The following is a 23,213-nucleotide window of genomic DNA, read 5'->3' as shown; positions in this document are numbered from 1 at the left end:
TGGACGACGAGACCAGGCTCCGGCTGGAGAAGCTCCAGGCGTCCGCTCGGGCGTCCGCGCTGGTCCCCGCCGCTCACTGAGGCCGATTGCTCACCGGCCGGGTCCCTCCACGGCGGTCCCGCTGTCGGGTGCTCCCGGCTCCAGGCGCTCCGCCGTACGGCGTGCCGTCCGCCGTGCCCAGGCGCCGCTGGTGAGCGCGCCGACCAGCAGGACGCAGACCCCGCAGGCCGTGATGATCCACCAGGCCGGGTGGCTCGCCTTCACGAACCCCGTCTTGTACGAGGCGGAGGCCACCGCGCCCGCCGTGCCGGCCGCCAGCACCGCGCCGATCACGGCCACGCCCAGCGTCTGGCCGATCTGGCGGCTGGTGGAGGCCACGGCGGCGGCGACGCCCGCCTGGGAGAGGGGCATACCGGAGACGGCGGTGTTGGTGATCGGCGCGTTCACCATGCCGAAGCCGAGCCCGAACAGCACATAGCCGGTGAACAGCAGCGCGTCGGTCGCCTCCGCGTCGAACGCGGCGAACAGCACACCGCTCGCCGTCATCGCCGTCCCCGAGACCAGCAGCGGGATGCGCGGGCCCCGGTTGCCGACGAGCCGGCCGGAGAGCGGGGCACAGAGGAAGGTCATGGCGGCCATCGGCAGGATGTACAGCCCGGCGTGCAGCGCGGACAGTCCTCGTACGTTCTGCAGATAGAGCGTGTTGAGGAAGAGGAAGCCGCCGAGCGCGGCGAAGGCGGAGATGGCGATGACCGTCGCCCCGCTGAACGGCGCGCTGCGGAAGAACCGCAGGTCGATCAGTGGTTCGGCGCGTCTCGGCTCGTACAGCAGCAGCCCGGCGAACGAGAGGACCGCGACGGCCGCGAACGACAGGATCAGCGGTGAGGTCAGGCCCGCCTGGGGCGCCTCGATGATCGCGTAGGTGAGGGCGCCGAGTACGCCGATGACCAGCAGCTGTCCCACGGGATCGGGGCGGCGTGGCTTGGGGGCGCGCGACTCCGGGACGTACCGCCAGGTCAGGATGAACGCGGCGATCCCGATGGGGATGTTGATCCAGAAGATCGACCGCCAGCCGACCGAGTCCACCAGCAGTCCGCCGATCAGCGGGCCCGCCGCCATCGCGATACCGACGACGGCGCCCCAGGCACCGATGGCGCGGGCGCGCTCGCGCGGGTCGGTGAAGGTGTTGGTGATGATCGACATCGCCACCGGGTTGAGCATCGAGCCGCCGACCGCCTGCACCATACGGAACGCGACCAGCGATTCGAGGGTCGGTGCCAGGGAGCAGAGCAGCGAGCCGAGGGTGAACAGGACGAGCCCGGTCTTGAAGACCCGGCGCCGGCCGATCCGGTCGGCGGTGGAGCCCGCGAGCATCAGCAGCGAGGCGAGGACGAGGGTGTAGGCGTCGATCGTCCACTGGAGCCCGGCGACCGTGGCATGCAGTTCCTTCTGCATGGAGGGCAGCGCGACGTTGAGGATGGTGTTGTCGAGGCTGACGATCAGCAGACTCATGCAGCAGATCGACAGCACCAGCATCCGCCGCCGGTGGCTCAGCTCGGGCATTCATCGATGGTACGGCCACCTAATGACCGGCGCCGTGTGCCACGGTCGTGCGCGACAATGGGCGGATGACCGCTCCACTCTCCACGCTCGCCGCGCCTCCGGCCGCCCCGCTGGCCATCGGTCCCCATACCGTCCGGCCGCCGGTGGTGCTCGCCCCCATGGCCGGGATCACCAACGCCCCGTTCCGCACGCTCTGCCGGGAGTTCAGCGGCGGCAAGGGGCTGTTCGTCAGCGAGATGATCACCACCCGGGCGCTGGTGGAGCGCAACGAGAAGACCATGCAGCTCATCCACTTCGACGCGACCGAGACCCCGCGCTCGATCCAGCTGTACGGAGTGGATCCGGTCACCGTCGGCAAGGCCGTCCGGATGATCGTGGACGAGGGCCTGGCCGACCACATCGACCTCAACTTCGGCTGCCCGGTGCCCAAGGTCACCCGCAGGGGCGGTGGCTCGGCCCTCCCGTACAAGCGGCCCCTGCTGCGGGCGATCCTGCGCGAGGCCGTGTCCAACGCCGGGGATCTGCCGGTCACGATGAAGATGCGCAAGGGCATCGACGACGACCACCTCACCTGTCTCGACGCGGGGCGGATCGCGGTCGAGGAGGGCGTGACCGCGATCGCGCTGCACGGCAGGACCGCCGCCCAGCACTACGGCGGCACCGCCGACTGGGACGCCATCGCGCGGCTCAAGGAGCATGTCCCGGAGATTCCCGTGCTCGGCAACGGCGACATCTGGTCGGCGGACGACGCGCTGCGGATGGTGCGCGAGACCGGCTGCGACGGCGTGGTCGTGGGGCGCGGCTGCCTGGGCCGGCCGTGGCTCTTCGGGGACCTGGTCGCGGCCTTCGAGGGGCACGGCGAGCCGGCGCGGCCCACGCTGCGCGAGGTCGCGGGCGTCATGCGGCGCCACGCCGAGCTGCTGGGGGAGTGGATCGGGGACGAGGCCCGCGGGGTGATCGACTTCCGTAAGCATGTGGCCTGGTATCTGAAGGGCTTCTCGGTCGGCTCGGAGCTGCGCAAGCGGCTGGCGATCACCTCGTCGCTCGCCGAACTCGACGAGCTGATGGCCGGGCTCGATCTGGACCAGCCGTGGCCGGACGGCGCGGACGGGCCGCGCGGGCGTACGTCGGGGAACAACCGGGTCGTCCTGCCGGACGGCTGGCTGAAGGACCCGTACGACTGCGCGGGGATCGGCGCGGACGCGGAACTGGACACGTCGGGCGGCTGAAGCCCCCCGGGGTGTGCCCGGTGCGCCCGGACGGTCAGTCCCCGGACGGGCTTCTGGTCACCTCGGGGCCCGCCTGCCGCTCCAGCGGCGCCGCGGCGGCGGAGTTGCTGACGCTGAACGCGACGCTGCCCGCGCGGTAGCGGTCGTCGGTCCACTCGATGGGCCGGCCGGCCGCCGTGTTCGTCAGATGACGCTGCCGCAGCAGCGGGCTGGCCCGGCGGACCCGCAGCAGCCGGGCGTCCTCGCTGCCCGCCGCGACGGCGTCGATGAGGTGCTCGCCGTAGTGGGCGACGATGCCGGCGTTCTCCGCGATGCTGTTCATGATCGAGACGACATCGTCGGGCAGCGCGCGGACGACCGGCGCGACCCAGTCCGTATAGGCCGTGCGCTCGACCATCACCGGCTCCCCGTCCAGCCGTCGCACCCGCACGACGTACAGCACCTCGCTTCCCGGCTCCACGCCCAGCCGGGACGCCTCCTCGGCGGTCGCGGGCCGGGTGGTACGGCTGAGGATCCGGCTGGAGACCGCGCAGCCCATGGCCTGTGCCCACTGGGCGAAGCTGTTGAGCTGCTGGAAACTGTGCCGGCGCTCCTGGCGCAGGACGACACGGCGCGCGCCCTGCCGGGAGCCGATCAGCCCCTCCGAGGCGAGCAGCCCGACGGCCTGCCGTACCGTGCCGCGCGAGACCGACCAGCGGGCCGCCAGATCGCTCTCCGAGGGCAGCCGGGCGCCGACGGGGTGCTCGCCGCTCAGGATCGACTGCCGCAGCGCCTCGGCGATCTCCAGATAGCGCGATCCGCTCGTGCCTGATGCCACGCCTGCCCCCTCGGAAAACCCAACTGTGCACAGGTACGTCCAACGGTCGCGAACCTGACCTTCACTCTAACCGTACGTTTCCGCGGGTGTTTCCGTCCCCCTTCACTGGCATCGCCAGCCAGTTGTACGGATTTGGTCTTCCTCGGTTCCTGTCGCCATGGTCATCGTCCGTTCATGTCCGCGATACCTGAGCCGGGCGAACTGATGCCATCTTGTCTGAACAAGTGACACCCCCCGACACCCTCACTTCTCGTTCCGGGAGACACCGCGTGACCAGACTCCGTGTCCGCGCCAACGGCCGGCTCGTCGCCGCCGTGGCGCTCAGCACCACCGCGTTCACCGCGCTCACCGCCTGTGGCGCGGCGCCCGACGACTCCGCGGACTCCGCCGCGGGCGCCAAGGCCGCGACCGCCGCCTCCGCCGCCGACTTCGGCGGGCTGGAGGCCCTCGTCACGGCCGCCGAGAAGGAGGGCACGCTCAATGTGATCGCCCTTCCGCCGGACTGGGCCAACTACGGCGAGGTCATCAAGGCGTTCGAGGCCACGTACAAGATCAAGGTCAGCAGCGAGAACCCGGACGCCTCCAGCTCCGACGAGATCGCCGCCGTCAAGTCCCGCAAGGGCCAGAAGCGCGCGCCCGACGTCCTCGACCTCGGCATCGCCTTCGCCCGCAGCGGCGCCGCCGAGAACCTCTTCGCGCCGTACAAGGTCGAGGCGTGGGACAAGATCCCGGACGCCCAGAAGGAGAAGGACGGCCGCTGGTTCAACGACTACGGCGGCTACGTCTCGATCGGCTGCGACGCGGCCCGGATCAAGAACTGCCCCCAGACCTTCGCCGATCTCCTCAAGCCCGAGTACAAGGGCAAGGTGGCGCTCAACGGCAACCCCACCAAGTCCGGTTCGGCCTTCGGCGGCGTGTACGCGGCGTCGCTCGCCAACAAGGGCTCCTTCGGCGACATCCAGCCCGGTATCGACTTCTTCGGCAAGCTGAAGAAGAACGGCAACTTCATCCCCGTCGAGTCCACCCCGGCCACGGTCGAGAAGGGCGAGACGCCCATCAGCATCGACTGGGACTACCTCAACGCCGGTTACGCCGACCAGTTCCGCGGCAAGGGCGTCGACTGGAAGGTCGTCATCCCGGCCGACGGCGTGTACGCGCAGTACTACTCGCAGGCCATCAACAAGGACGCGCCCCACCCGGCCGCCGCGCGGCTGTGGATGGAGTTCCTGTACGGCACCGAGGGCCAGAACCTGTGGCTGAAGGGGTACGCGCGCCCCGTGCTGCTGCCCTCGATGACCACGGAAGGCACCGCCGACAAGACCTTCGTCGCCAAGCTCCCCAAGGTCGAGGGCACCCCGAGCTTCCCCGAGTCCGCCGAGCTGGACAAGGCCAACGCCACCCTCGCCGAGAACTGGGACAAGGCCGTCTCCTGATGCCCACCCCCTCCTCGTCCGCACCGGGCGCCGCCGACGGAACACGCCGTCGGCGGCGGGCGCCGCGCGCCTGGCTCGGCGCCCTCCCGCTGCTCGTCTTCGCCGCGCTCTGCTTCGGCCTGCCGGTCGGCGCGCTGCTGTACGGGGCCGTCACCCGCGACGACCCGGTCACCGGCGCCACCGCCCTGACCGGTGAACACCTTCAGCGTTCGCTCCAGGGCCCGTATCTGACCTCGCTGGCCGGCAGCGTCGAACTCTCCGCGCTGACCGCCGTGATCGCCACCCTCCTCGGCACGCTGATCGCCCAGGCCGTCGTCACCTCGCGCGGCGGCGCGCTTCGCGACGCCGTGCTCACCGCCTCCGGTGTGCTCGCCAACTTCGGCGGGATCCCGCTGGCGTTCGCGTTCGTCGCCACCCTCGGCATCTCCGGTGTGGTCACCCGGCTCGGCCATCTCGACAGCGTCGGCTGGAACTTGTACTCCTTCACCGGACTCGCCGTCATCTACCTGTACTTCCTGGTGCCGTTGATGGTGCTCGTCAGCGTCCCGGCGCTGGACGGTCTGCGCCCGCAGTGGCGCGAGGCCGCGCAGAACGCCGGGGCCACCACCTGGCAGTTCTGGCGCCATGTCGGGCTGCCGGTCCTCGCGCCCTCACTGCTCGGCGGCTTCGTGCTGCTCTTCGGCAGCGCCTTCGCCGCGCACGCCACCGCCGCCGCGCTGGTGGGCGGATCGGTCCCGCTGGTCACGCTGAAGATCGCGGACGCGCTCTCCGGCAACGTCCTGGTCGGACAGGAGAACGTGGCGCTCGCGCTGAGCCTCGACATGATCGTGATCGCCGGTCTGGTCATGGCGGTCTATCTGCCCCTCCAGCGACGGAGCACCCGATGGCTGCACTGACACCGACCGCCGCCCCCGCCCCCGGGCAGACCCCGCGGCAGGCGCGGGACGGCAAGGCCGTACGGGTACGGGCGCGCCGCCGCCCCCGCGTCTGGCGCGGCGCGGTGCTGGCGCTCGCCGGGCTCTACTTCCTCGTACCGCTGCTGTCCTCGTTCGTCTTCACGGTGCACACGCCGGGGCAGGGCGTCTCCTTCGCCGCGTACACCGGGATCCTGTCGGCCGAGGGCTTCACCCAGAGCCTGCTGCTCTCCCTCGGGCTGGCCGCCGCCACCATCGCGCTGGCGCTGCTGCTGGCCGTGCCGGCGCTGATCGCCGTCCGGCTGGGCGCGCCGCGGCTGCGGCCGCTCATCGAGATCGTCTGCATGCTGCCGCTGGTGGTGCCGCCGATCGCACTGGTCACCGGCGTCACGACCGTGCTGCGCTGGGGACCGGACCATCTCTCCCGTACACCGCTCTACCAGACCTTCCTGGCGGTGCAGAACGAGTCGTTCCCGGTGGTGCTGGTGCTCGCCTACACCGTGCTCGCGCTGCCGTTCGTCTACCGCTCGCTGGACGCCGGGCTGCGCGCCGTGGACGTGCCGACCCTGGTGGAGGCCGCGCGCAACTGCGGGGCGAGCAGGCCGTATGTGATCCTGCGGGTCATCCTGCCCAACCTCCGCTCCTCGCTGGCCGGTGCCTCCTTCCTCACCCTGGCGCTGGTGCTCGGCGAGTACACGATCGCCTCGCTGCTCGGCTTCCGGCCGTTCGCGGTGTGGATCGTCTCCGTCTCCGGCGCGCAGGCGCGGATGTCGGTGGCCGTCTCACTGCTCAGCCTGCTGATCACCTGGGCGCTGCTGCTGCTCCTGTCGCGTGCGGGGACCCGGGCCGCCTCGGCGACTCCCGCGCCGCCCGCACCCTCGGCCTCTTCCGGCTCTCCCACCTCTCCCGCCCCCGGCAAGGAGTAGACCTCCCATGTCCCTCACCTCGACAGCAACCGAAGACCGTCCGGAGGAAGACCGTCCGGCGGCGGAGACCACGGGCGCGACCGGCGCCCTGGTCGAATTCCGCGGTCTGCGCCGGGCGTTCGGCCCGACCGTCGCCCTCGACGGGCTCGATCTGACGGCGAGGCCCGGCGAACTCCTCGCCCTGCTCGGCCCCTCGGGCTGCGGCAAGACCACGGCGCTGCGGGTCCTGGCCGGCTTCGAGCAGACGGACTCGGGCGAGGTGCTGGTGGACGGCGAGGACATCACCCGCGTACCGGCCAACCGGCGCGACGCGGGCATGGTCTTCCAGTCGTACAGCCTCTTCCCGCATCTCAACGCCCGTGACAACGTGGCGTTCGGACTGCGGGTGCGCAAGGTGTCCGCCGCCGAGCGGCGCGCCCGCGCGGCCGAACTCCTCGATCTCGTCGGCCTTCCCGAGCACGGCGACCGCTTCCCGCACCAGATGTCCGGCGGTCAGCAGCAGCGCGTGGCGCTCGCCCGCGCCCTGGCGCTGCGCCCGCGCGTCCTGCTGCTGGACGAACCGCTCTCGGCACTCGATGCCAAGGTGCGGCTGACGCTGCGCGAGGAGATCCGCCGGCTCCAGCTGTCGCTGGGCATCACCACCATCTTCGTCACCCACGACCAGGAGGAGGCGCTCTCCATGGCCGACCGGGTGGCGGTGCTCAACGCGGGCCGGCTGGAGCAGTGCGCGCCGCCCGCGGAGCTGTACGAGCGGCCCGCCACGGCGTTCGTCGCCGAGTTCGTCGGCACGATGAACCGGCTGGCCGGGAGGGTCACGGACGGCGGGCAGGTCGAGGTCGCGGGCGTCACGCTGCCCGTGGACGGCGAAACGCCGGCGAGCCGCGAGGTGGAGGTGCTGATCCGCCCCGAGAACATCACCGCCACCGCCGATCCGGCCGGCACGGCGACGGTCGTCTCCGCGTCCTTCTTCGGCTCGGTCACGCGCGTGCTGCTCGATCTGCCCGGCGGCGGTTCGGTGAAGTCCGATGTGCCGTCCCGGGACGCGGGCGAACTGGTCCCCGGGGTACGGGCGACGGTCGAGCCCGCGCGGCGCCCGGTCCTCGTGGTGCCGGCCCCGGGCGGCGGCGCGTGAGTACGGCGGGGCCGCGCGGGAGTACGGAGACGACGCCCGCGGCGGTGCTCTTCGACATGGACGGCACTCTCGTGGACACCGAGGTGCTGTGGTGGGAGACGGCGGACGAGATCGCCGGGAGCCTCGGCCACCGGCTCACCGGCGCGGACGCCCCTGAAGTGGTCGGCCGGGCGGTCGCCGACACCGCCGCTCATCTGGTGCGGGTCACGGGCGGCGGGTGCGCCGACACGGTCGCCGCGGAGCTGACCGGGTCCTTCTTCCGGCGCGTGGAGGCGGGTGCGCCGCTGCGTCCTGGCGCCCGGCGGCTGCTGGCCGAACTGGAGCGGGCCGAGGTGCCCTTCGCGCTGGTCAGTGCCTCGCCGCGGGCCGTCGTGGACTCGGTGGTCGGGGGTTCGCTGGCCGATGTGCCGTTCGCCTTCACGCTCTCCGCCGACGACACCGTACGGACCAAGCCGTACCCCGACCCCTACCGGGCGGCGGCCGAGCGGCTCGGTGTCGGGCCCGCGGTGTGTGTCGCCGTGGAGGACTCGCCGGACGGCAGCGCCTCGGCCCAGGCGGCGGGGTGCGCGGTGCTGGTGGTGCCCTCGCTGCTGCCGGTGGAGCCGGCGGTGGGGCGGTACTTCGCCCGGAGTCTGGAGGACGTCGACCTGGCGGTGCTGCGCGGCTGCGACCCGGGGCCTCCGAGGGCCTCGGATAGGCCATCCGAGAGCGTGATTCTCGCCACGTTTGATGTGTGCAAGGCTCAGATGAGCGGATCTTGAGTGAATGCGAAACAGAAAGGGTGGCACGCGGTGCCACCCTTTCTGTGTTCATTACGTGAACTCAGACGGCGATGTCATCACTCATATGAGCGCATCCGGTCATGAGCGGGTCATGGCCGCTTCGAGGCGTGAAGGAGGCGGGTCCGCCCGGCCGCGCCACGGTCGCTTTCGATCCGCTGGCGGACGGGTGGTTAAGGCCGTATGACAGGCAAGTGGCCGTACCCAGGCACCTTCGATCTGGGTATGTTCCTCGCCGTCAGGGCAGCCACCGCGTCCTTGAGGAGTCGGACCCGTGTCGGAAAACAGCGATCCCCATGTAGCCACCCCCACGCTCCAGGGCGAGAAGTTCGTCTATGACTTCACCGAGGGCAACAAGGATCTGAAGCACCTCCTCGGCGGCAAAGGTGCCAATCTCGCCGAGATGACCAACCTCGGGCTGCCTGTCCCGCCGGGCTTCACCATCACCACCGAGGCGTGCAACATCTATCTCGACAGCGGTGCCGAACCGGCCGCTCTGCGCGACGAGGTGAGCGCGCATCTCGACGCCCTCGAACAGAAGATGGCGAAGAAGCTCGGCCAGGCCGACGACCCGCTGCTCGTCTCCGTACGCTCCGGCGCCAAGTTCTCCATGCCCGGCATGATGGACACCGTCCTGAACGTCGGGCTCTCCGACGCCTCCGTCGCCGGACTCGCCGCCCAGGCGGGCGACGAGCGCTTCGCCTGGGACTCGTACCGCCGGCTGGTCCAGATGTTCGGCAAGACCGTGCTCGGCGTCGACGGCGACCTCTTCGAGGAGGCGCTGGAAGAGGCCAAGCGGGCCAAGAACGCCGCCACGGACGTGGATCTGGAGACCGCCGACCTCAAGGAGCTGGTCGCGCGGTTCAAGAAGATCGTCTCCCGGGAGGCGGGCCGCGACTTCCCGCAGGACCCGCGCGAGCAGATGGATCTGGCGGTCCGCGCGGTCTTCGAGTCCTGGAACACCGACCGGGCCAAGCTCTACCGCCGTCAGGAGCGCATCCCCGGCGACCTCGGCACCGCCGTCACGATCTGCTCCATGGTCTTCGGCAACCTCGGCCCGGATTCGGGCACGGGCGTCGCCTTCACCCGCGACCCCGCCAGCGGCCACCAGGGCGTGTACGGCGACTACCTCCAGAACGCGCAGGGCGAGGATGTCGTCGCGGGCATCCGCAACACGGTGGCGCTCGCCGAGCTGGAGCAGATCGACAAGACGTCGTACGACCAGCTCATGGGCATCATGGAGACCCTGGAGACGCACTACCGGGATCTGTGCGACATCGAATTCACCATCGAGCGCGGCCAGTTGTGGATGCTCCAGACGCGGGTCGGCAAGCGCACCGCCGGCGCCGCCTTCCGGATCGCCACCCAACTCGTCGACCAGGGACTGATCGACGAGGCGGAGGCACTCCAGCGGGTCAACGGCGCCCAGCTCGCCCAGCTGATGTTCCCGCGCTTCGACGAGAACGCGAAGCGGCAGCTGCTCGGGCGGGGGATCGCCGCGTCGCCCGGCGCGGCCGTCGGCAAGGCGGTCTTCGACTCGTACACCGCCATCAAGTGGTCGCGGTCCGGCGAGAAGGTCATCCTCATCCGCCGCGAGACCAACCCCGACGACCTGGACGGGATGATCGCCGCCGAGGGCATCCTCACCTCGCGTGGCGGCAAGACCTCGCACGCCGCCGTCGTCGCCCGGGGCATGGGCAAGACCTGTGTCTGCGGCGCCGAGGAGCTGGAGGTCGACACCAAGTCCCGCCGGCTGACGGCCGACGGGACCGTCATCGAGGAGGGCGACGTCGTCTCCATCGACGGCTCGACCGGCAAGGTCTACCTCGGTGAGGTCCCGGTCGTACCGTCGCCCGTCGTCGAGTACTTCGAGGGACGGATGCACGCGGGCGCCGACGACGCCGACGAACTGGTGGAGGCCGTCCACCGGATCATGGCGTACGCGGACCGCCGCCGCAGGCTGCGGGTGCGTGCCAACGCCGACAACGCCGAGGACGCGCTGCGCGCCCGCCGCTTCGGGGCGCAGGGCATCGGACTGTGCCGTACGGAGCACATGTTCCTGGGCGAGCGCCGGGGGATGGTCGAGAAGCTGATCCTCGCCGACACGGACGACGAGCGGGAAGAGGCGCTGGGGGCGCTGCTGCCGTTCCAGAAGAAGGACTTCATCGAGCTGTTCGAGGCGATGGACGGCCTGCCGGTGACGGTCCGGCTGCTCGACCCGCCGCTGCACGAGTTCCTGCCCGACATCACCGAACTGTCGGTACGGGTCGCGCTCGCCGAGGCCCGCAAGGACCACAACGAGAACGATCTGCGCCTCCTCCAGGCCGTGCACAAGCTCCATGAGCAGAACCCGATGCTCGGTCTGCGCGGGGTACGGCTCGGCCTGGTCATCCCCGGGCTGTTCGCCATGCAGGTACGCGCCATCGCGGAGGCGGCGGCCGAGCGCAAGAACGCCAAGGGCGACCCGCGCCCGGAGATCATGATCCCGCTCGTCGGCACGGTCCAGGAGCTGGAGATCGTCAGGGACGAGGCCGAGCAGGTCATCGCCGAGGTCGAGCGGGCCACCGGGGTCGAACTCACCCTGGCGCTCGGCACGATGATCGAGCTGCCGCGCGCCGCGCTGACCGCCGGGCAGATCGCGGAGGCGGCGGAGTTCTTCTCGTTCGGTACGAATGACCTCACCCAGACCGTCTGGGGCTTCTCCCGCGACGACGTGGAGGCGAGCTTCTTCACGGCGTACCTGGAGAAGGGCATCTTCGGGGTCTCCCCGTTCGAGACGATCGACCGGGACGGCGTCGGCGCGCTCGTGCGGAGCGCGGCCGAGGCGGGCCGGGCCACCCGGCCGGGGCTCAAGCTCGGCGTCTGCGGCGAGCACGGCGGCGACCCGGAGTCGGTGCACTTCTTCCACGAGGTGGGTCTGGACTACGTCTCCTGCTCGCCGTTCCGGATCCCGGTGGCGCGGCTGGAGGCGGGCCGCGCGGCGGCATCGTCGGCGGGCAGCGATTCGCGGTGACTGCCGATGACGTCCGCGATGACGTCCGCGATCGAGTTCGCTACGGAGTTCGATTGCTTCCGAGGGGTTTTGGTGAATCCCGACAGAAGATGGGGGATTTCCTCTGAACACCGGAGCCGCATTGCCGGTTGATCCCTGACCCTCGCCGGACCGGCGAGGCGGCTCCGGGGCACAGAGAAGGGGCGGGCACCTTGTGCGGAGGTGCCCGCCCCTTCGTCATGTGCGGGTGGTGAGTGCAGTGCTGAATTGCCCGCCGGGTAACGGCGGGCAGCGGGTGGAGCGCGACCGGTGGATCCCCACCCACCGGTCGCGCTCCTTTTACGCGGGCCGGACATGGAGCCGCAACCTCGACTGACCGCCGCCGAGCGGGCGAAGCCCCCCACGGCCCTCGCCACGCCTATTCGGTCGTCCAGGTTTCATGCCCGACGAGGTACAGCTTTTCGCTTCGCGGGCGCCACCGCGAAGCGTTTCAACTGTGGCCGAAACACCGTGGTAACAGCCCGTGATGGCCTGCATACTCAGTGCTGGGGGCTGCTGGGGAGATAGTGGACGCAACAGGTGGAGATTTGATGCTGCGTATTCATTTCACCGGGAAGGACCTCGGCGGGGTTCGGATGGCCGCCGGGCCCGACCCGCTGTGGGAAACGATTCTCAGCTTTCATCGAATAAGAGACCGGCGTGGTCCGCTCGCCTACGGGGAATGGCGCAGGGAAACACGGACCCGGTTGAACGGTGAAACAAGTCTGCTCTCCGCGCTCGTTCCACAGCGCGGCTATTTCCCGGATTTCCTGACGCCGGCTCAGGGAAGACTCGGCTTTGACGCGGGCCTGGAAGCGGGTCTCGAAGCACTGCGCGCCACGCCGCACGAAAGAATACGCGCCGAACTCGCCCTGCTCGTCATGGGCAATGAGCGCGGCAGGGACCCGGGCGGAAGGCTGGCCTCGCTCGCGGACGGCGGCTCCGACCGCGTCGGCCGGCTCGTCGAGGCGCTGCGCGTGTACCACCGGGCCGCCGTCGAGCCGTACTGGCCCCATATCCGGGCCAGGGCCGAGGCGGACCGCGCGCTGCGCGGCCGGGCGCTGCTCGACGGCGGCGCGGACGAACTGCTCTCCACGCTGCCGCCGATGCTGCGCTGGCGCTCCCCGGTGCTGGAGGCCGACTACCCGGTGCACCGCGAACTGCGCCTGGACGGGCGGGGGCTGCTGCTCCAGCCGTCGTTCTTCTGCCGCTCCACGCCGGTCGTCCACCGCGACCCCGCGCTGCCGCCCGTCCTGGTCTATCCCGTCACCCACTCCGACGCGCCCGCCGTCACGGAGCGTGGGGGACCCACGCTCGGCCGGCTCGTCGGGCATACGCGTTCGGCCGTTCTGCGCGCCATCGAGCACGGCTCGACGACGAGCGAGCTGGCCCGCAGAACCGGTGTGTCGCTCGCCTCTGCCAGCCAGCACGCCTGCGTCCTGCGCGAGGCGGGGCTCGTCGTCACCCTTCGGCACGGCAACGCCGTCCTGCACACCCTCACCCCGCTGGGCGCCGCCCTGCTGCGGGGCGGCAGACCCTCGGAAGGGCTCTACGCCCGGAACGGCCCGGTGACCTCGTAGGTGATACCGCCCGACGAACTCCCGCTGGTGCCGCGCTGGCTGGAGAAGTAGAGCCGCTTGCCGTCGGGGGAGAAGGCCGGTCCGGTGATCTCCGAGCCGGACTGGCCGCCGATCCGCAGGAACGGCGCGACGACATCGTCAGGGGTGATCACACAGATCTCCATGTTCCCGCCGTCCTCCGCGACGAAGAGATCGCCGGAGGAGGAGCCGGTGACATTGTCGACACCGGTCAGCGGCGCCGTACCGGAGACGAGCGAGTCGTCGTAGGCCAGCTCGATGGTCGCCGCGGCCGCGTTGTACTGCCAGACCCGGTTGTCGCCCTTGGTGGTGAACCAGCAGGTGTCGCCGGCGTAGTAGCAGCCCTCGCCGCCGTTGAAACGCTTGGCGCCCGACACCTGGTTACGGGTGGCCGTCGAGGCACCGCTCGGGTCGGGGACCGTCGCCCAGCTCACCGGGCCGCTCGTGCCCGTACCGGCGACGAGCACCTCGAGACGGCCCGCCGACAGATCGCCCCACGTGGTGGGCGTGAAGCGGTAGAAGCAGCCGTCGGTGGTGTCCTCGGTGAGATAGATGGTCCTGCGCACGGGGTCCGCGGCGGCGGCCTCGTGCTTGAAGCGGCCGATCGCGTCCCGTCGTACCGGCGTCTTCACGCCCCACGGGTCGGTCTCGTAGACATAGCCGCGGTCCACCTCCTCGCACGAGAGCCAGGTGTTCCACGGCGTCTTGCCGCCCGCGCAGTTCTGCCGGGTGCCGGAGAGGATCCGGTACGCGGCGGTGATCGCGCCCGTCGAGGAGAAGCGGACCGCGCTCGCGCCGCCCGACGGGTCGATCTCCGAGTTGGAGACATAGATCCAGCCGGATCCGTCGGCGTAGCAGGCGCCACCGTCCGGGGCGTTGTGCCAGCTGTACGACGTGCCGGTGACCTGCTGCCCCGACCGGGCGATGACCCGGCTGGTGAACCCGGCGGGGAGGCGGATGTTGTTGGAGTCCGCCGTGCCGAGTGCTCCGTAGGGGCCCGCGCCGGGCTGGGCGGGCGCGGCGTAGGCGGCGCCGCGCCACAGGGTGCCGCCGAAAGCCGCGGCCGAGGTGCCGATGACCGCTCCGCGCAGGAAACTGCGACGTTCCACTGGTCGCTCCATGGGGGTGTCGTGACCGCCCCACGGCGCCGGCCGACGTCGCGGGGTCGCGCGTCGCAGGAGCCTAGGGGACAGGCATGGCCGCCGTCTGAACGTCCGGTGAGAAGTCGTCATTTCGGCTGTGTTCCGGCCGGTCGTCCCGCGGTGCGGGCCGAAGTCCGGCTATCTCACACTCTCCCTGGATCCATGGACGGGGCACACGTCCCGTCCATAGGGTCGCGATCATGCCCGACATATCGCTGACCATGCTCATCGTGCTCTGTCTCGCCGCCGGGGCGGCGGGCTGGATCGATGCCGTGGTGGGCGGGGGCGGACTGCTGCTCCTGCCCGCGATGCTTCTCGGACTGCCGCACGTACCCGCCGCGCACATCCTCGGCACCAACAAGGCGGTCGCCATCGTCGGCACCTCGGGCGCGGCGGTGACCTATCTGCGCAAGGCGCCGGTCGAGGTGAAGACGGCCGTACGGATCGGGCTCGCGGCCCTCGCCGGCTCGATGGCCGGCGCCTTCTTCGCGGCCGGGATCAGCAGCGATGTGCTCCGGCCCGTGATCATGGTGGTGCTGCTCGGTGTGGCGGCCTTCGTCCTGCTGCGGCCGTCCTTCGGCGGGACGCGGGCGGGCGGCCCGGTCACCCGGGCGCGTACGGTCACCGCGATCGTGCTGGTCGGCGGCGGGATCGGCTTCTACGACGGGCTGTTCGGACCCGGTACGGGAACGTTTCTCGTGCTCGCGCTCACCGCCGTGCTCCACCTCGATCTGGTGACGGCCTCCGCCACCGCGAAGATCGTGAACGTCTGCACCAACGGCGGCGCGCTCGCGATGTTCGCCTACCAGGGCACCGTGCTGTGGCAACTGGCCGCGCTGATGGCGGTGTTCAATCTGGCGGGCGGGATGATGGGTGCGCGGATGGCGCTCAGGAAGGGCAGCGAGTTCGTGCGCGGGGTGCTGCTGGTGGTGGTGTTCTCGCTGGTCGCGAAGCTCGCGTTCGACCAGTGGACGGCCTGAGCGCGCGGACGGCCCGCGCCTTCGCCCCGGTGCTATCTCGCGCCGACGAGATGCGCGTACGCCACGACATTGCCCTGGTAGCCGCCCTTCTTGGCGAAGCCGCCCCCGCAGGTGATCACCCGTAGCTCGGCCCGGTCCGTGGCCCCGTACACCCTGCGGTCGGGGAACTCGGCGTTGTCGTAGACCTCCAGCGCGTCGACCGTGAAGACGGCGGTACTGCCGTCCGCGCGGGTCACCTCGATGTGATGGCCCTTCTTGAGCGTGCCCAGTTCGTAGAAGACGGCGGGTCCTTGCGCGTTGTCGACATGACCGGCGACGATCGCGGTCCCCTTGGCGCCCGGGGCGGCGCCGTCCTTGTACCAGCCCACGATGTTCCGGATGCCGGAGGGCGGTACGTCGAGACTGCCGTCGCGTCCCAGCCCGAGCCCGAGGACCTGCGCGTCCACGTTGATCTCGGGGATGCTCAGACGGACCGGGGCCGAGGACCGCATCGGAGCGGCGGCGGCCTCGGTGTGGCTGCCGGGCCCCGCGGCGAAGGCCTCCGCGGCGGTCGGCTGGGGCGGGGTCACGGGCTCGGAGCCGTTCTGGACGAGCCAGATCCCGACACAGACGGGAATGGCTATCAGCCAGCCCGAGCCTCCGCCTCTGGCCCGGCCGCCGCCGGCTCCGCACGCGCACGCGCCTCTGCCCGCTCCGCATATGGTGCCGCACCCGGCTCCGTACACGCCTCTGCCTCTGCGCCTGGCCCTGGCGGTCATCAGTCCTGTTCTCCTGTTGTCGTGTCCCGTGCTTCTCGTCTTTCCCGCGAAGGGGAGGTCCTGCCGAAGGGGAGGTCCTGCGAGGGGAGAGGTCCTGCGAAGGGGGAGGTCCTGTGAAGGGGGAGGTTCCCCGCCCCCGTCAGCGATGAGCGTGACGGGGACGGGGACGCGGGGCGGGACCGGGGCGGTGGAGGCCTGCCCGTCAGCTCGCCTGCGTGCCGCTCGCCCGGCGACGCAGGAGCCAGGTCCCGCCGGCGGCGGTCGCGGCCAGAAGGGCCACGCCCGCCGCGATCTGGGTGGTGTCGGGGGTGACGCTGCCGCCGACCCCGGTTCTCACATGGCCGCGCGGCCCGCCGTGCTCCACGAAGAGCGCGCCGTGGGCCTCTCTGCCGTTGTCGCACCGCACGCGGATGGTGTGCGTTCCGGTCCTGGCGTGGTGCGCCACCCGGAACCCTCCGGTCACGATGTCCTTGCCGGAGACGCGATTGAGCCGGAACTCCCCGGCGCCGACGGACTCGGCGAAGCCGCGGCCGCGGCCTTCGCGCCCGCAGGCGGTGGTCCTGGCGATGACGGCGGTGCCGGGGCGCACATACCGGGGGGACAGCTCCAGCCGGGCCGGCTTCGCCCGGTCGCGTCCGTCGTCCCGGCCTCCGTCGCGCCCGCTGTCCCAACCGCCCTCCTGGCCGTCGTCTCGGGCTCCGTCACCGACCCCGTCACTCACGCCGTCCCGGCTACCGTCGCGGTCCACGGCGACGGCCGCCGTGGTGCCCGCGACGGTCAGTGCTATCGAGGCGGCTGCCAGCGCGGTTCCGGTCAGCAGGCGGGCAGTGGTCGGCATGATGGCATCCTCCGAGGCCGGCGGCAGCGCGGTACGCGTCTTCCTCCGAGATAAGGCGCCCCGGGGCGCGCACGCCTGCTGATGGGCGATCAGATTCGCCTGGTGGGGGCTGTGTACCGGACCCGCGCGCCGGTGTCGTCGCAGGTCACGGCGGAGCGGCGGAGGTCCGTGGGCAGCGCTGCCCGTGCCGCGCTGAACGGGTGACCCGGCGCGGCGGGCGACTGTGCCCGGAGGCTCCTCGCTCCGGTCCCGGTACGCGGTACGGGGTCGAGGTACGCGGTGCGGGGCAGTCGGCGGGCGGTGCGGGGCGGTTGGCGGGCGATGCGGGGCGGTCGGCAGGCGGTACGGGCGGTAGGCAGTCGGCTCCGCCGCTCCGGGGGCCGGTCCGTCGCTCAGACGCGGTCCCACTCCACCTCGTCGTACAGCGCGGTCACCCTCTTCACCAGCTCCGCGTCCCCGGGGAAGACCGTGTCGTCGATCCGGCCCACCGGGGCGATCCCGCGCGAGTTGGTGACCAGGGCCGCGCGGTACCGGGGCAGGTCCGCCAGGGTGACCTCACGCCGTACCGAGGGCAGACCGGCGGCCGGGAGGCGGGGCTCCAGCAGCGCCATGGTGACACCCGTCAGGAACGGCGCGTCGGGCCAGACCACCGCATCGCCGTCCCAGAAAGCGATGTTGGCGATCGCGGCCTCGGCCACCACCCCGCCCTCGCCGGTCAGCAGCGCGTCGTCGAACCCCGCCCTCCTGGCCACCCGCCCGTAGTGGACCTGGGCGAAGCCGCCCAGATGCTTGACGTGTGCGACCGGGCGCACATACGGGACGGACATCAGGCTCTGCGCCCGGCCGTCCTGGGTCGCGGGCGGCCGTATCGTCACCATCAGGCTCGGCTCGGCGGCCCCGTCGGGCCAGTGCACGTAGACCCGCCCGGCGGCGTCCCGTACGTCACCGAGCGCGTGCCGGAGCAGGGCACGTACGCGCTCGCCGTCCAGACCCGTGCCGAACAGCTCCCGGGCCGAGGCGTCCAGCCGGGCGAGATGGAGGTCCAGACCGCGAACCCGGCCGTCCCTGATCTGCAGAGCGGTGAAGTGCCCGTACGTGTCGAGCGCGCGGAGCCGCAGGTCGGCCTCGGTGGCGGGCCGGCCGTCGACCTCGATCAGCAGCTGTGGTGCGGTGGGGGAAGTCGTCATGCGCCTCACCGTATGCCGCCCGCCGCGACTCGATCAGCCGGTTCAGTCCTCTATCAGCTCAGTCCTCTATCAGCCGGCGCGGTCCCGGCCCGTGCGCGGCCAGCTCGTCGCCCGGGTTGGAGAGCACGCACCGGTCCAGCGACAGACAGCCGCAGCCGATGCACTCCGCGAGGTTGTCGCGCAGCCGTCGCAGCGTACGGATGCGCTGGTCGAGGTCGTCCCGCCAGCACTCGGAGATCCGCGCCCAGTCCTCCGGGGTGGGCGTACGGTCCTCCGGCAGCAGCGCCAGGACGTCACGGATCGTGGCGAGCGGGATGCCGAGGCGCTGCGAGGTACGGATGAAGGCGACCCGGCGGAGCGTGTCCCGGCTGTAGCGGCGCTGGTTCCCGGTCGTACGGCGGCTGCTGATCAGCCCCTCGCGTTCGTAGAAGCGCAGCGCGGAGGGGGCGACGCCGCTGCGTTCGGCCAGTTCACCGACGGTGGCTTCCTTGGCGTTCCAGGCGAGGTGCGTCATGACGGCCAGCCTAGCTTGACCTGAACCATGGTTGAAGTATGACGCTCCTCCTATGGACCTCACCACGCGGGAATCCGCGATCACCGCCATGCCCGGACACACCGAGAACGAGGGCAGGCTCCGGCTCGCCGCCATCCTGGGCAGCAACCGCGAGGGCCGCTTCGGCCCCGTCGTCTCCGACTGGTTCCTCTCGCGCGCCGCCGAGCGCCAGGACTTCACCACCACGTTCATCGACCTCGCCGACACGGATCTGTCGGCCCCTCTCTCCTCCCGGCCGGGCCCCGCCGTACGGGCCGAACTCGACAAGGTCACGCCGGTGCTGGCCGCCGCCGACGCCTTCGTCGTCCTCACCCCCGAGTACAACCACTCCTTCCCCGCCGCCATCAAGGCGCTGATCGACTGGCACTTCATCGAATGGCAGGCCAAGCCCGTCGGCTTCGTCTCCTACGGCGGGATGTCCGGCGGACTGCGCGCCGTCGAGCAACTGCGCCAGATCTTCGCCGAGATGCACGCCGTCACCGTCCGGGACACGGTCTCCTTCCACAACGCCCACGCGCACTTCGACACGGAGGGCCGGCACCGGGACCCGGCCGAGTGCGACGCCGCCGCGCGGACACTGCTCGACCGGCTCGCCTGGTGGGGGCTGGCGCTGCGCGAGGCCAAGTCCGCCCGCCCGTACGCCGGTTGACGACGGTCCGTCCGCCCCGCCCACCCACGTCGAACACGGGGGACACAAGAGATGTCTGTCCTGACACGCCTGCTGGGCCACCGGCTGCGCCCCTACGCGGGGACGCTCGCCCTGGTCGTCCTGCTCCAGCTGATCCAGACGCTGTCCACGCTCTATCTGCCCACCCTCAACGCCGACATCATCAACAACGGTGTGCTGACCGGCGACACCGGCCATGTGCTGTCGACGGGCGGTGTGATGCTCGCCGTCACCCTGCTCCAGATCCTCGCCGCCGGTGCGGCCGTGTACTTCGGGGCACGGGTCGCGATGGGCGCCGGCCGCGATCTGCGGTCCGCCGTCTTCTCCCGGGTGCAGGACTTCTCCGTACGGGAGATGGGCCGCTTCGGCGCCGCCTCGCTGATCACCCGGACGACCAATGACGTCCAGCAGGTCCAGACGCTGACGGCGATCGGACTGACCATGCTGGTCGCGGCCCCGCTGACCTGTGTCGGCGGGATCGCCATGGCCGTCAGGCAGGATGTGCCGCTCTCGCTGCTGCTGCTGATCTTCGTACCGATGCTCGGCGGCTGTCTCGGCCTGATCGTCCGGCGGATGCCACCGCTCTTCCAGGGCATGCAGCGCCGTATCGACCAGGTCAACCGGATGATGCGGGAGCAGATCACGGGGGTACGGGTCATCCGGGCCTTCGTGCGCGACACGCACGAGCAGCGGCGGTACGCGGGGGCCAACCAGGAGCTGATGGCCGTCGCCCTGCGGACCGGCCGGCTCACGTCCGTGATGCTGCCGACGGTCATGCTGGTGTGGGAGCTCGCGACCGTCACGATCATCTGGGTCGGCGGCCATCGCCTCGACTCGGGCGCGTTGCAGGCCGGTTCGCTGATCGCCTTCCTCAGCTATCTGATGCAGATCCTGATGGCCGTGATGATGACGGTCTTTCTGCTGATGCAGCTGCCGCGCGCGGCGGTGAGCGCCGAGCGCGTCCAGGAGGTCCTGGAGACGGATCCGTCCGGGGCCCACGTGATCGGGGTTCAGCCGCCAGGGGTTCAGCCGCCAGGGGCTCAGCCGTCGGGGGTTCAGCCGCCAGGGGCTCAGCTGTCAGGGGCTGAACCTTCCGGGGCTCAGTCGCCCCGGGCCGGGCTGGAGATCCGGGGTGCCGGATTCCGTTACCCCGGAGCCGAGGAGCCCGTGCTGCGCGCGGTCGATCTGACCGCGCGGCCCGGCCGTACGACCGCCGTCATCGGCTCCACGGGCAGCGGCAAGACCACCCTGCTCAATCTGGTGCCGAGACTGCTCGACACGACCGAGGGTGAGGTACGCATCGGGGGCACCGACATCCGGGCCATGGATCCGGCCCTGCTCGCCCGCACGGTCGGATTCGTACCGCAGAAGCCGTACCTCTTCTCCGGAACGGTCGCGTCCAACCTTCGGTACGGGAAACCGGACGCGACCGACGACGAGCTGTGGCGGGCGCTGGAGACCGCGCAGGCGGCCGGTTTCGTGGCCGGGCTGCCGGACGGGCTCGACGCGCCGGTCGCCCAGGGCGGCGGCAATCTCTCCGGCGGACAGCGCCAACGCCTCGCCATCGCACGGGTGCTGGTGGCCGGCCCCGAGATCTATCTCTTCGACGACTCGTTCTCGGCGCTGGACTACGCCACCGACGCGGCGCTCAGGGCGGCGCTGGCCGGAGAGACCGCGGGAGCGACCGTGGTGATCGTCGCCCAGCGCGTCTCCACCATCCGCGGCGCCGACCGGATCGTGGTCCTCGACGAGGGCCGGGTCGTCGGCACCGGTACCCACGAACAGCTCATGCGGGACAACGACACCTACCGGGAGATCGTCCTCTCCCAGCTCAGTGAGGAGGAAGCCGCATGAGCGCTCCGGAACGCCGGGGGCCCGCGCCGCAGCGTGGCCCCGGTCCGGCCGCGGGACCGTCCCTCGAACGCTCCCTGGACTTCCGCCGGTCCGCCGTCCGTCTGCTGCGGACGATGGCGCCCGAACGGGGGCTGCTGCTGGGCGTGCTCGCCGCCGGGACGGCCGCCGTCGGGCTCGCCGTCGTCCTCCCGAAGATCCTCGGCCACGCCACCGATCTGGTGGTCTCCGGTGCTGGTGGTCCGTACGGTGTCGACTATCCGGCGGTGGCACGGGTCCTCGCCGTCGTCCTCTCCCTGAACGCCGTCTCCGCCGCCCTCAGCTGGGCGCAGACGCGGCTCACGATGGAGGTCGTCCAGCGGGCCGGTTACCGGCTGCGCGAGGAGGCGCAGACGAAACTGTCCCGGGTGCCGCTCACGTACATCGACAAGCAGCCGCGCGGCGAGGTCCTCTCCCGCACCACCAACGACATCGACAACATCGTCCAGACCATGCAGCAGGCGTTGGGCCAGATGGTGCGCGGAGTGCTGACGCTCGTCGGCGTGCTGGCGATGATGTTCTGGATCTCACCACCTCTGGCGCTGATCGTCCTGGCGACCGTGCCGGTGTCGGTCCTGGCGGCGGTACGGATCGGGAAGCGCGCCCAGCCGCAGTTCGTCACGCAGTGGGCCGTCACCGGCCGGCTCAACGGCCATGTCGAGGAGATGTACACCGGTCACGCCGAGGTGCTGGTCTTCGGCCGGAAGCGCGAGGCCGTCCGCACCTTCGAGGAGCACAACGAGGAGCTGTACGAGGCGAGTTTCCGGGCGCAGTTCATCTCGGGGGTGATCCAGCCCGCGCTGAGCTTCGTCGGCAATCTGACCTATGTGCTGATCGCGGTGGCCGGCGGGCTGCGGGTCGCCTCGGGGACGCTGTCCATCGGCGATGTCCAGGCCTTCGTGCAGTACTCGTACGAATTCAACGGACCGGTCACCCAGCTCGCCTCCATGGCCAACCTCCTCCAGTCGGGCATCGCCTCCGCCGAGCGGGTCTTCGAGCTGCTGGACGCGGAGGAGGAGGCGGCGTCCCCGGCAGCCGACACGGACGCGGACAAAAACACGGACCCGGGCACAGGCACGGGCACAGGCACAGACACGGGCGCAAGCCCAGGTCCTGGGACGGTCTCGTTCGAGAAGGTGTCGTTCCGGTACGAGCCGGCGAAGCCGCTCATCGAGGACGTGTCCCTCGTCGTGGAGCCGGGCCAGACGGTCGCGATCGTCGGGCCGACGGGCGCGGGCAAGACGACGCTGGTCAATCTGCTGATGCGGTTCTACGAGGTGACGGGCGGCCGGATCACGCTCGGCGGCGTCGACATCGCGCGGATCCCGAGGGAGGAGCTGCGGTCGGGGATCGGCATGGTCCTCCAGGACACCTGGCTCTTCGGCGGGACGATCGCGGACAACATCGCGTACGGCGTCCCCGGCGACGTCTCGCGCGAACGCGTCGTCGAGGCGGCCCGCGCCACGCACGCGGACCGGTTCATCCGTACGCTCCCCGACGGCTACGACACGGTCGTGGACGAGGAGGGCGCGGGACTCAGCGCGGGCGAGAAGCAACTCCTCACCATCGCACGGGCGTTCCTGGCCGAACCCGCCATCCTGATCCTGGACGAGGCGACCAGCTCGGTGGACACCCGCACCGAAGTGCTCATCCAGCGGGCCATGTCGTCCCTGCGGTCCGGCCGTACGAGCTTTGTGATCGCGCACCGGCTCTCCACGATCCGGGACGCGGACGTGATCCTGGTGATGGAGAACGGCGCGATCGTCGAACAGGGCT

At 71.0% G+C, this 23,213-nt stretch carries 19 protein-coding genes; 12 read left to right on the top strand and 7 right to left on the bottom strand.

Annotated features, from left to right (window positions below; all coding sequences use genetic code 11):
* Positions 1-90 precede the first annotated feature (90 nt).
* Positions 91-1,563, bottom strand: a complete 1,473-nt coding sequence (locus CU044_RS25215; protein ID WP_129771038.1) for an MFS transporter — start codon at positions 1,561-1,563, stop codon at positions 91-93.
* A 65-nt stretch (positions 1,564-1,628) separates the two neighbouring features.
* Between CU044_RS25215 and dusB the strand changes: the two genes are divergently transcribed.
* Positions 1,629-2,792: a tRNA dihydrouridine synthase DusB gene (gene dusB, locus CU044_RS25210; RefSeq protein WP_129771037.1), complete on the top strand. Its 1,164-nt coding sequence runs from the start codon at positions 1,629-1,631 to the stop codon at positions 2,790-2,792.
* A 34-nt stretch (positions 2,793-2,826) separates the two neighbouring features.
* Here the strand turns inward: dusB and CU044_RS25205 are convergent, their stop codons facing one another.
* Entirely contained in the window at positions 2,827-3,609 is a 783-nt protein-coding gene (locus CU044_RS25205; RefSeq protein ID WP_129771036.1) for a GntR family transcriptional regulator, read from the bottom strand.
* Between the two features lie 269 nt (positions 3,610-3,878).
* Here CU044_RS25205 and CU044_RS25200 point away from each other — a divergent pair, with 269 nt between their 5' ends.
* From CU044_RS25200 to CU044_RS25170, 7 genes are all read left to right on the top strand, one after another.
* Complete coding sequence (locus CU044_RS25200) at positions 3,879-5,042, top strand: extracellular solute-binding protein (RefSeq protein ID WP_129771035.1); 1,164 nt, start codon at positions 3,879-3,881, stop codon at positions 5,040-5,042.
* Positions 5,042-5,938, top strand: a complete 897-nt coding sequence (locus CU044_RS25195) for an ABC transporter permease subunit (RefSeq protein WP_129771034.1) — start codon at positions 5,042-5,044, stop codon at positions 5,936-5,938. Before CU044_RS25200 ends, CU044_RS25195 begins: the two co-directional genes overlap by 1 nt.
* Entirely contained in the window at positions 5,926-6,882 is a 957-nt protein-coding gene (locus CU044_RS25190; RefSeq protein WP_129771033.1) for an ABC transporter permease subunit, read from the top strand. The genes CU044_RS25195 and CU044_RS25190 overlap by 13 nt, the downstream gene beginning before the upstream one ends.
* Before the next feature lie 7 nt (positions 6,883-6,889).
* Positions 6,890-8,014: an ABC transporter ATP-binding protein gene (locus CU044_RS25185; protein ID WP_129771032.1), complete on the top strand. Its 1,125-nt coding sequence runs from the start codon at positions 6,890-6,892 to the stop codon at positions 8,012-8,014.
* The gene (locus CU044_RS25180) at positions 8,011-8,775 is read left to right on the top strand and encodes an HAD family phosphatase (RefSeq protein WP_275670221.1); all 765 of its coding nucleotides are present in this window, start codon (positions 8,011-8,013) and stop codon (positions 8,773-8,775) included. Before CU044_RS25185 ends, CU044_RS25180 begins: the two co-directional genes overlap by 4 nt.
* Before the next feature lie 292 nt (positions 8,776-9,067).
* A complete protein-coding gene (ppdK, locus tag CU044_RS25175; RefSeq protein ID WP_129771031.1) occupies positions 9,068-11,806 on the top strand; it encodes a pyruvate, phosphate dikinase in 2,739 nt (912 codons plus the stop codon).
* Positions 11,807-12,375: 569 nt separating this feature from the next.
* Positions 12,376-13,404: a winged helix-turn-helix domain-containing protein gene (locus CU044_RS25170; RefSeq protein WP_193564067.1), complete on the top strand. Its 1,029-nt coding sequence runs from the start codon at positions 12,376-12,378 to the stop codon at positions 13,402-13,404.
* Here CU044_RS25170 and CU044_RS25165 read toward each other — a convergent pair.
* A complete protein-coding gene (locus tag CU044_RS25165; RefSeq protein WP_129771030.1) occupies positions 13,374-14,531 on the bottom strand; it encodes an alkaline phosphatase PhoX in 1,158 nt (385 codons plus the stop codon). The genes CU044_RS25170 and CU044_RS25165 overlap by 31 nt on opposite strands.
* 233 nt (positions 14,532-14,764) lie before the next feature.
* Between CU044_RS25165 and CU044_RS25160 the strand changes: the two genes are divergently transcribed.
* Positions 14,765-15,544 carry a TSUP family transporter gene (locus tag CU044_RS25160; protein WP_129771029.1) on the top strand — a complete coding sequence of 260 codons (780 nt, stop codon included), beginning with the start codon at positions 14,765-14,767 and terminating at the stop codon, positions 15,542-15,544.
* Positions 15,545-15,576: 32 nt separating this feature from the next.
* On the opposite strand, the gene CU044_RS25155 is transcribed toward CU044_RS25160, so the two are convergent.
* The 4 genes from CU044_RS25155 to soxR all read right to left on the bottom strand — a co-directional run bounded on the left by CU044_RS25155 (position 15,577) and on the right by soxR (position 18,841).
* Positions 15,577-16,302, bottom strand: a complete 726-nt coding sequence (locus tag CU044_RS25155) for a class F sortase (protein WP_129771028.1) — start codon at positions 16,300-16,302, stop codon at positions 15,577-15,579.
* A 202-nt stretch (positions 16,303-16,504) separates the two neighbouring features.
* Positions 16,505-17,140: a hypothetical protein gene (locus tag CU044_RS25150; RefSeq protein ID WP_129771027.1), complete on the bottom strand. Its 636-nt coding sequence runs from the start codon at positions 17,138-17,140 to the stop codon at positions 16,505-16,507.
* Between the two features lie 392 nt (positions 17,141-17,532).
* Positions 17,533-18,327 carry an aminotransferase class IV gene (locus tag CU044_RS25145; RefSeq protein ID WP_129771026.1) on the bottom strand — a complete coding sequence of 265 codons (795 nt, stop codon included), beginning with the start codon at positions 18,325-18,327 and terminating at the stop codon, positions 17,533-17,535.
* Positions 18,328-18,385: 58 nt separating this feature from the next.
* Complete coding sequence (gene soxR, locus CU044_RS25140) at positions 18,386-18,841, bottom strand: redox-sensitive transcriptional activator SoxR (RefSeq protein WP_129771025.1); 456 nt, start codon at positions 18,839-18,841, stop codon at positions 18,386-18,388.
* A 52-nt stretch (positions 18,842-18,893) separates the two neighbouring features.
* On the opposite strand from soxR, the gene CU044_RS25135 reads away from it, so the two are divergent.
* The 3 genes from CU044_RS25135 to CU044_RS25125 all read left to right on the top strand — a co-directional run.
* Positions 18,894-19,529 (top strand): NAD(P)H-dependent oxidoreductase, encoded by a 636-nt coding sequence (locus tag CU044_RS25135; protein WP_129771024.1) that lies wholly within the window; start codon positions 18,894-18,896, stop codon positions 19,527-19,529.
* A 51-nt stretch (positions 19,530-19,580) separates the two neighbouring features.
* Positions 19,581-21,401: an ABC transporter ATP-binding protein gene (locus CU044_RS25130; protein WP_129771023.1), complete on the top strand. Its 1,821-nt coding sequence runs from the start codon at positions 19,581-19,583 to the stop codon at positions 21,399-21,401.
* On the top strand, positions 21,398-23,213 hold a 1,816-nt coding region (locus CU044_RS25125; protein WP_129771022.1), incomplete at its 3' end, for an ABC transporter ATP-binding protein. The genes CU044_RS25130 and CU044_RS25125, both read left to right, overlap by 4 nt.

The sequence above is a fragment of the Streptomyces sp. L-9-10 genome, from assembly GCF_004151105.1.
Lineage (GTDB): Bacteria > Actinomycetota > Actinomycetes > Streptomycetales > Streptomycetaceae > Streptomyces.
Note: the sequence above shows the minus strand (reverse complement) of the source record. Positions and strands in the feature narration are given on the sequence as shown.

Coding starts and splice junctions, on each gene's coding strand:
- CU044_RS25135 (WP_129771024.1), top strand. CDS start 18,894: ATGGACCTCACCACGCGGGAATCCGCGATCACCGCCATGCCCGGACAC.
- CU044_RS25155 (WP_129771028.1), bottom strand. CDS start 16,302: ATGACCGCCAGGGCCAGGCGCAGAGGCAGAGGCGTGTACGGAGCCGGG.
- CU044_RS25185 (WP_129771032.1), top strand. CDS start 6,890: ATGTCCCTCACCTCGACAGCAACCGAAGACCGTCCGGAGGAAGACCGT.
- CU044_RS25190 (WP_129771033.1), top strand. CDS start 5,926: ATGGCTGCACTGACACCGACCGCCGCCCCCGCCCCCGGGCAGACCCCG.
- CU044_RS25145 (WP_129771026.1), bottom strand. CDS start 18,327: ATGACGACTTCCCCCACCGCACCACAGCTGCTGATCGAGGTCGACGGC.
- CU044_RS25160 (WP_129771029.1), top strand. CDS start 14,765: ATGCCCGACATATCGCTGACCATGCTCATCGTGCTCTGTCTCGCCGCC.
- CU044_RS25170 (WP_193564067.1), top strand. CDS start 12,376: ATGCTGCGTATTCATTTCACCGGGAAGGACCTCGGCGGGGTTCGGATG.
- CU044_RS25215 (WP_129771038.1), bottom strand. CDS start 1,563: ATGCCCGAGCTGAGCCACCGGCGGCGGATGCTGGTGCTGTCGATCTGC.
- soxR (WP_129771025.1), bottom strand. CDS start 18,841: ATGACGCACCTCGCCTGGAACGCCAAGGAAGCCACCGTCGGTGAACTG.
- dusB (WP_129771037.1), top strand. CDS start 1,629: ATGACCGCTCCACTCTCCACGCTCGCCGCGCCTCCGGCCGCCCCGCTG.
- CU044_RS25130 (WP_129771023.1), top strand. CDS start 19,581: ATGTCTGTCCTGACACGCCTGCTGGGCCACCGGCTGCGCCCCTACGCG.
- CU044_RS25195 (WP_129771034.1), top strand. CDS start 5,042: ATGCCCACCCCCTCCTCGTCCGCACCGGGCGCCGCCGACGGAACACGC.
- CU044_RS25150 (WP_129771027.1), bottom strand. CDS start 17,140: ATGCCGACCACTGCCCGCCTGCTGACCGGAACCGCGCTGGCAGCCGCC.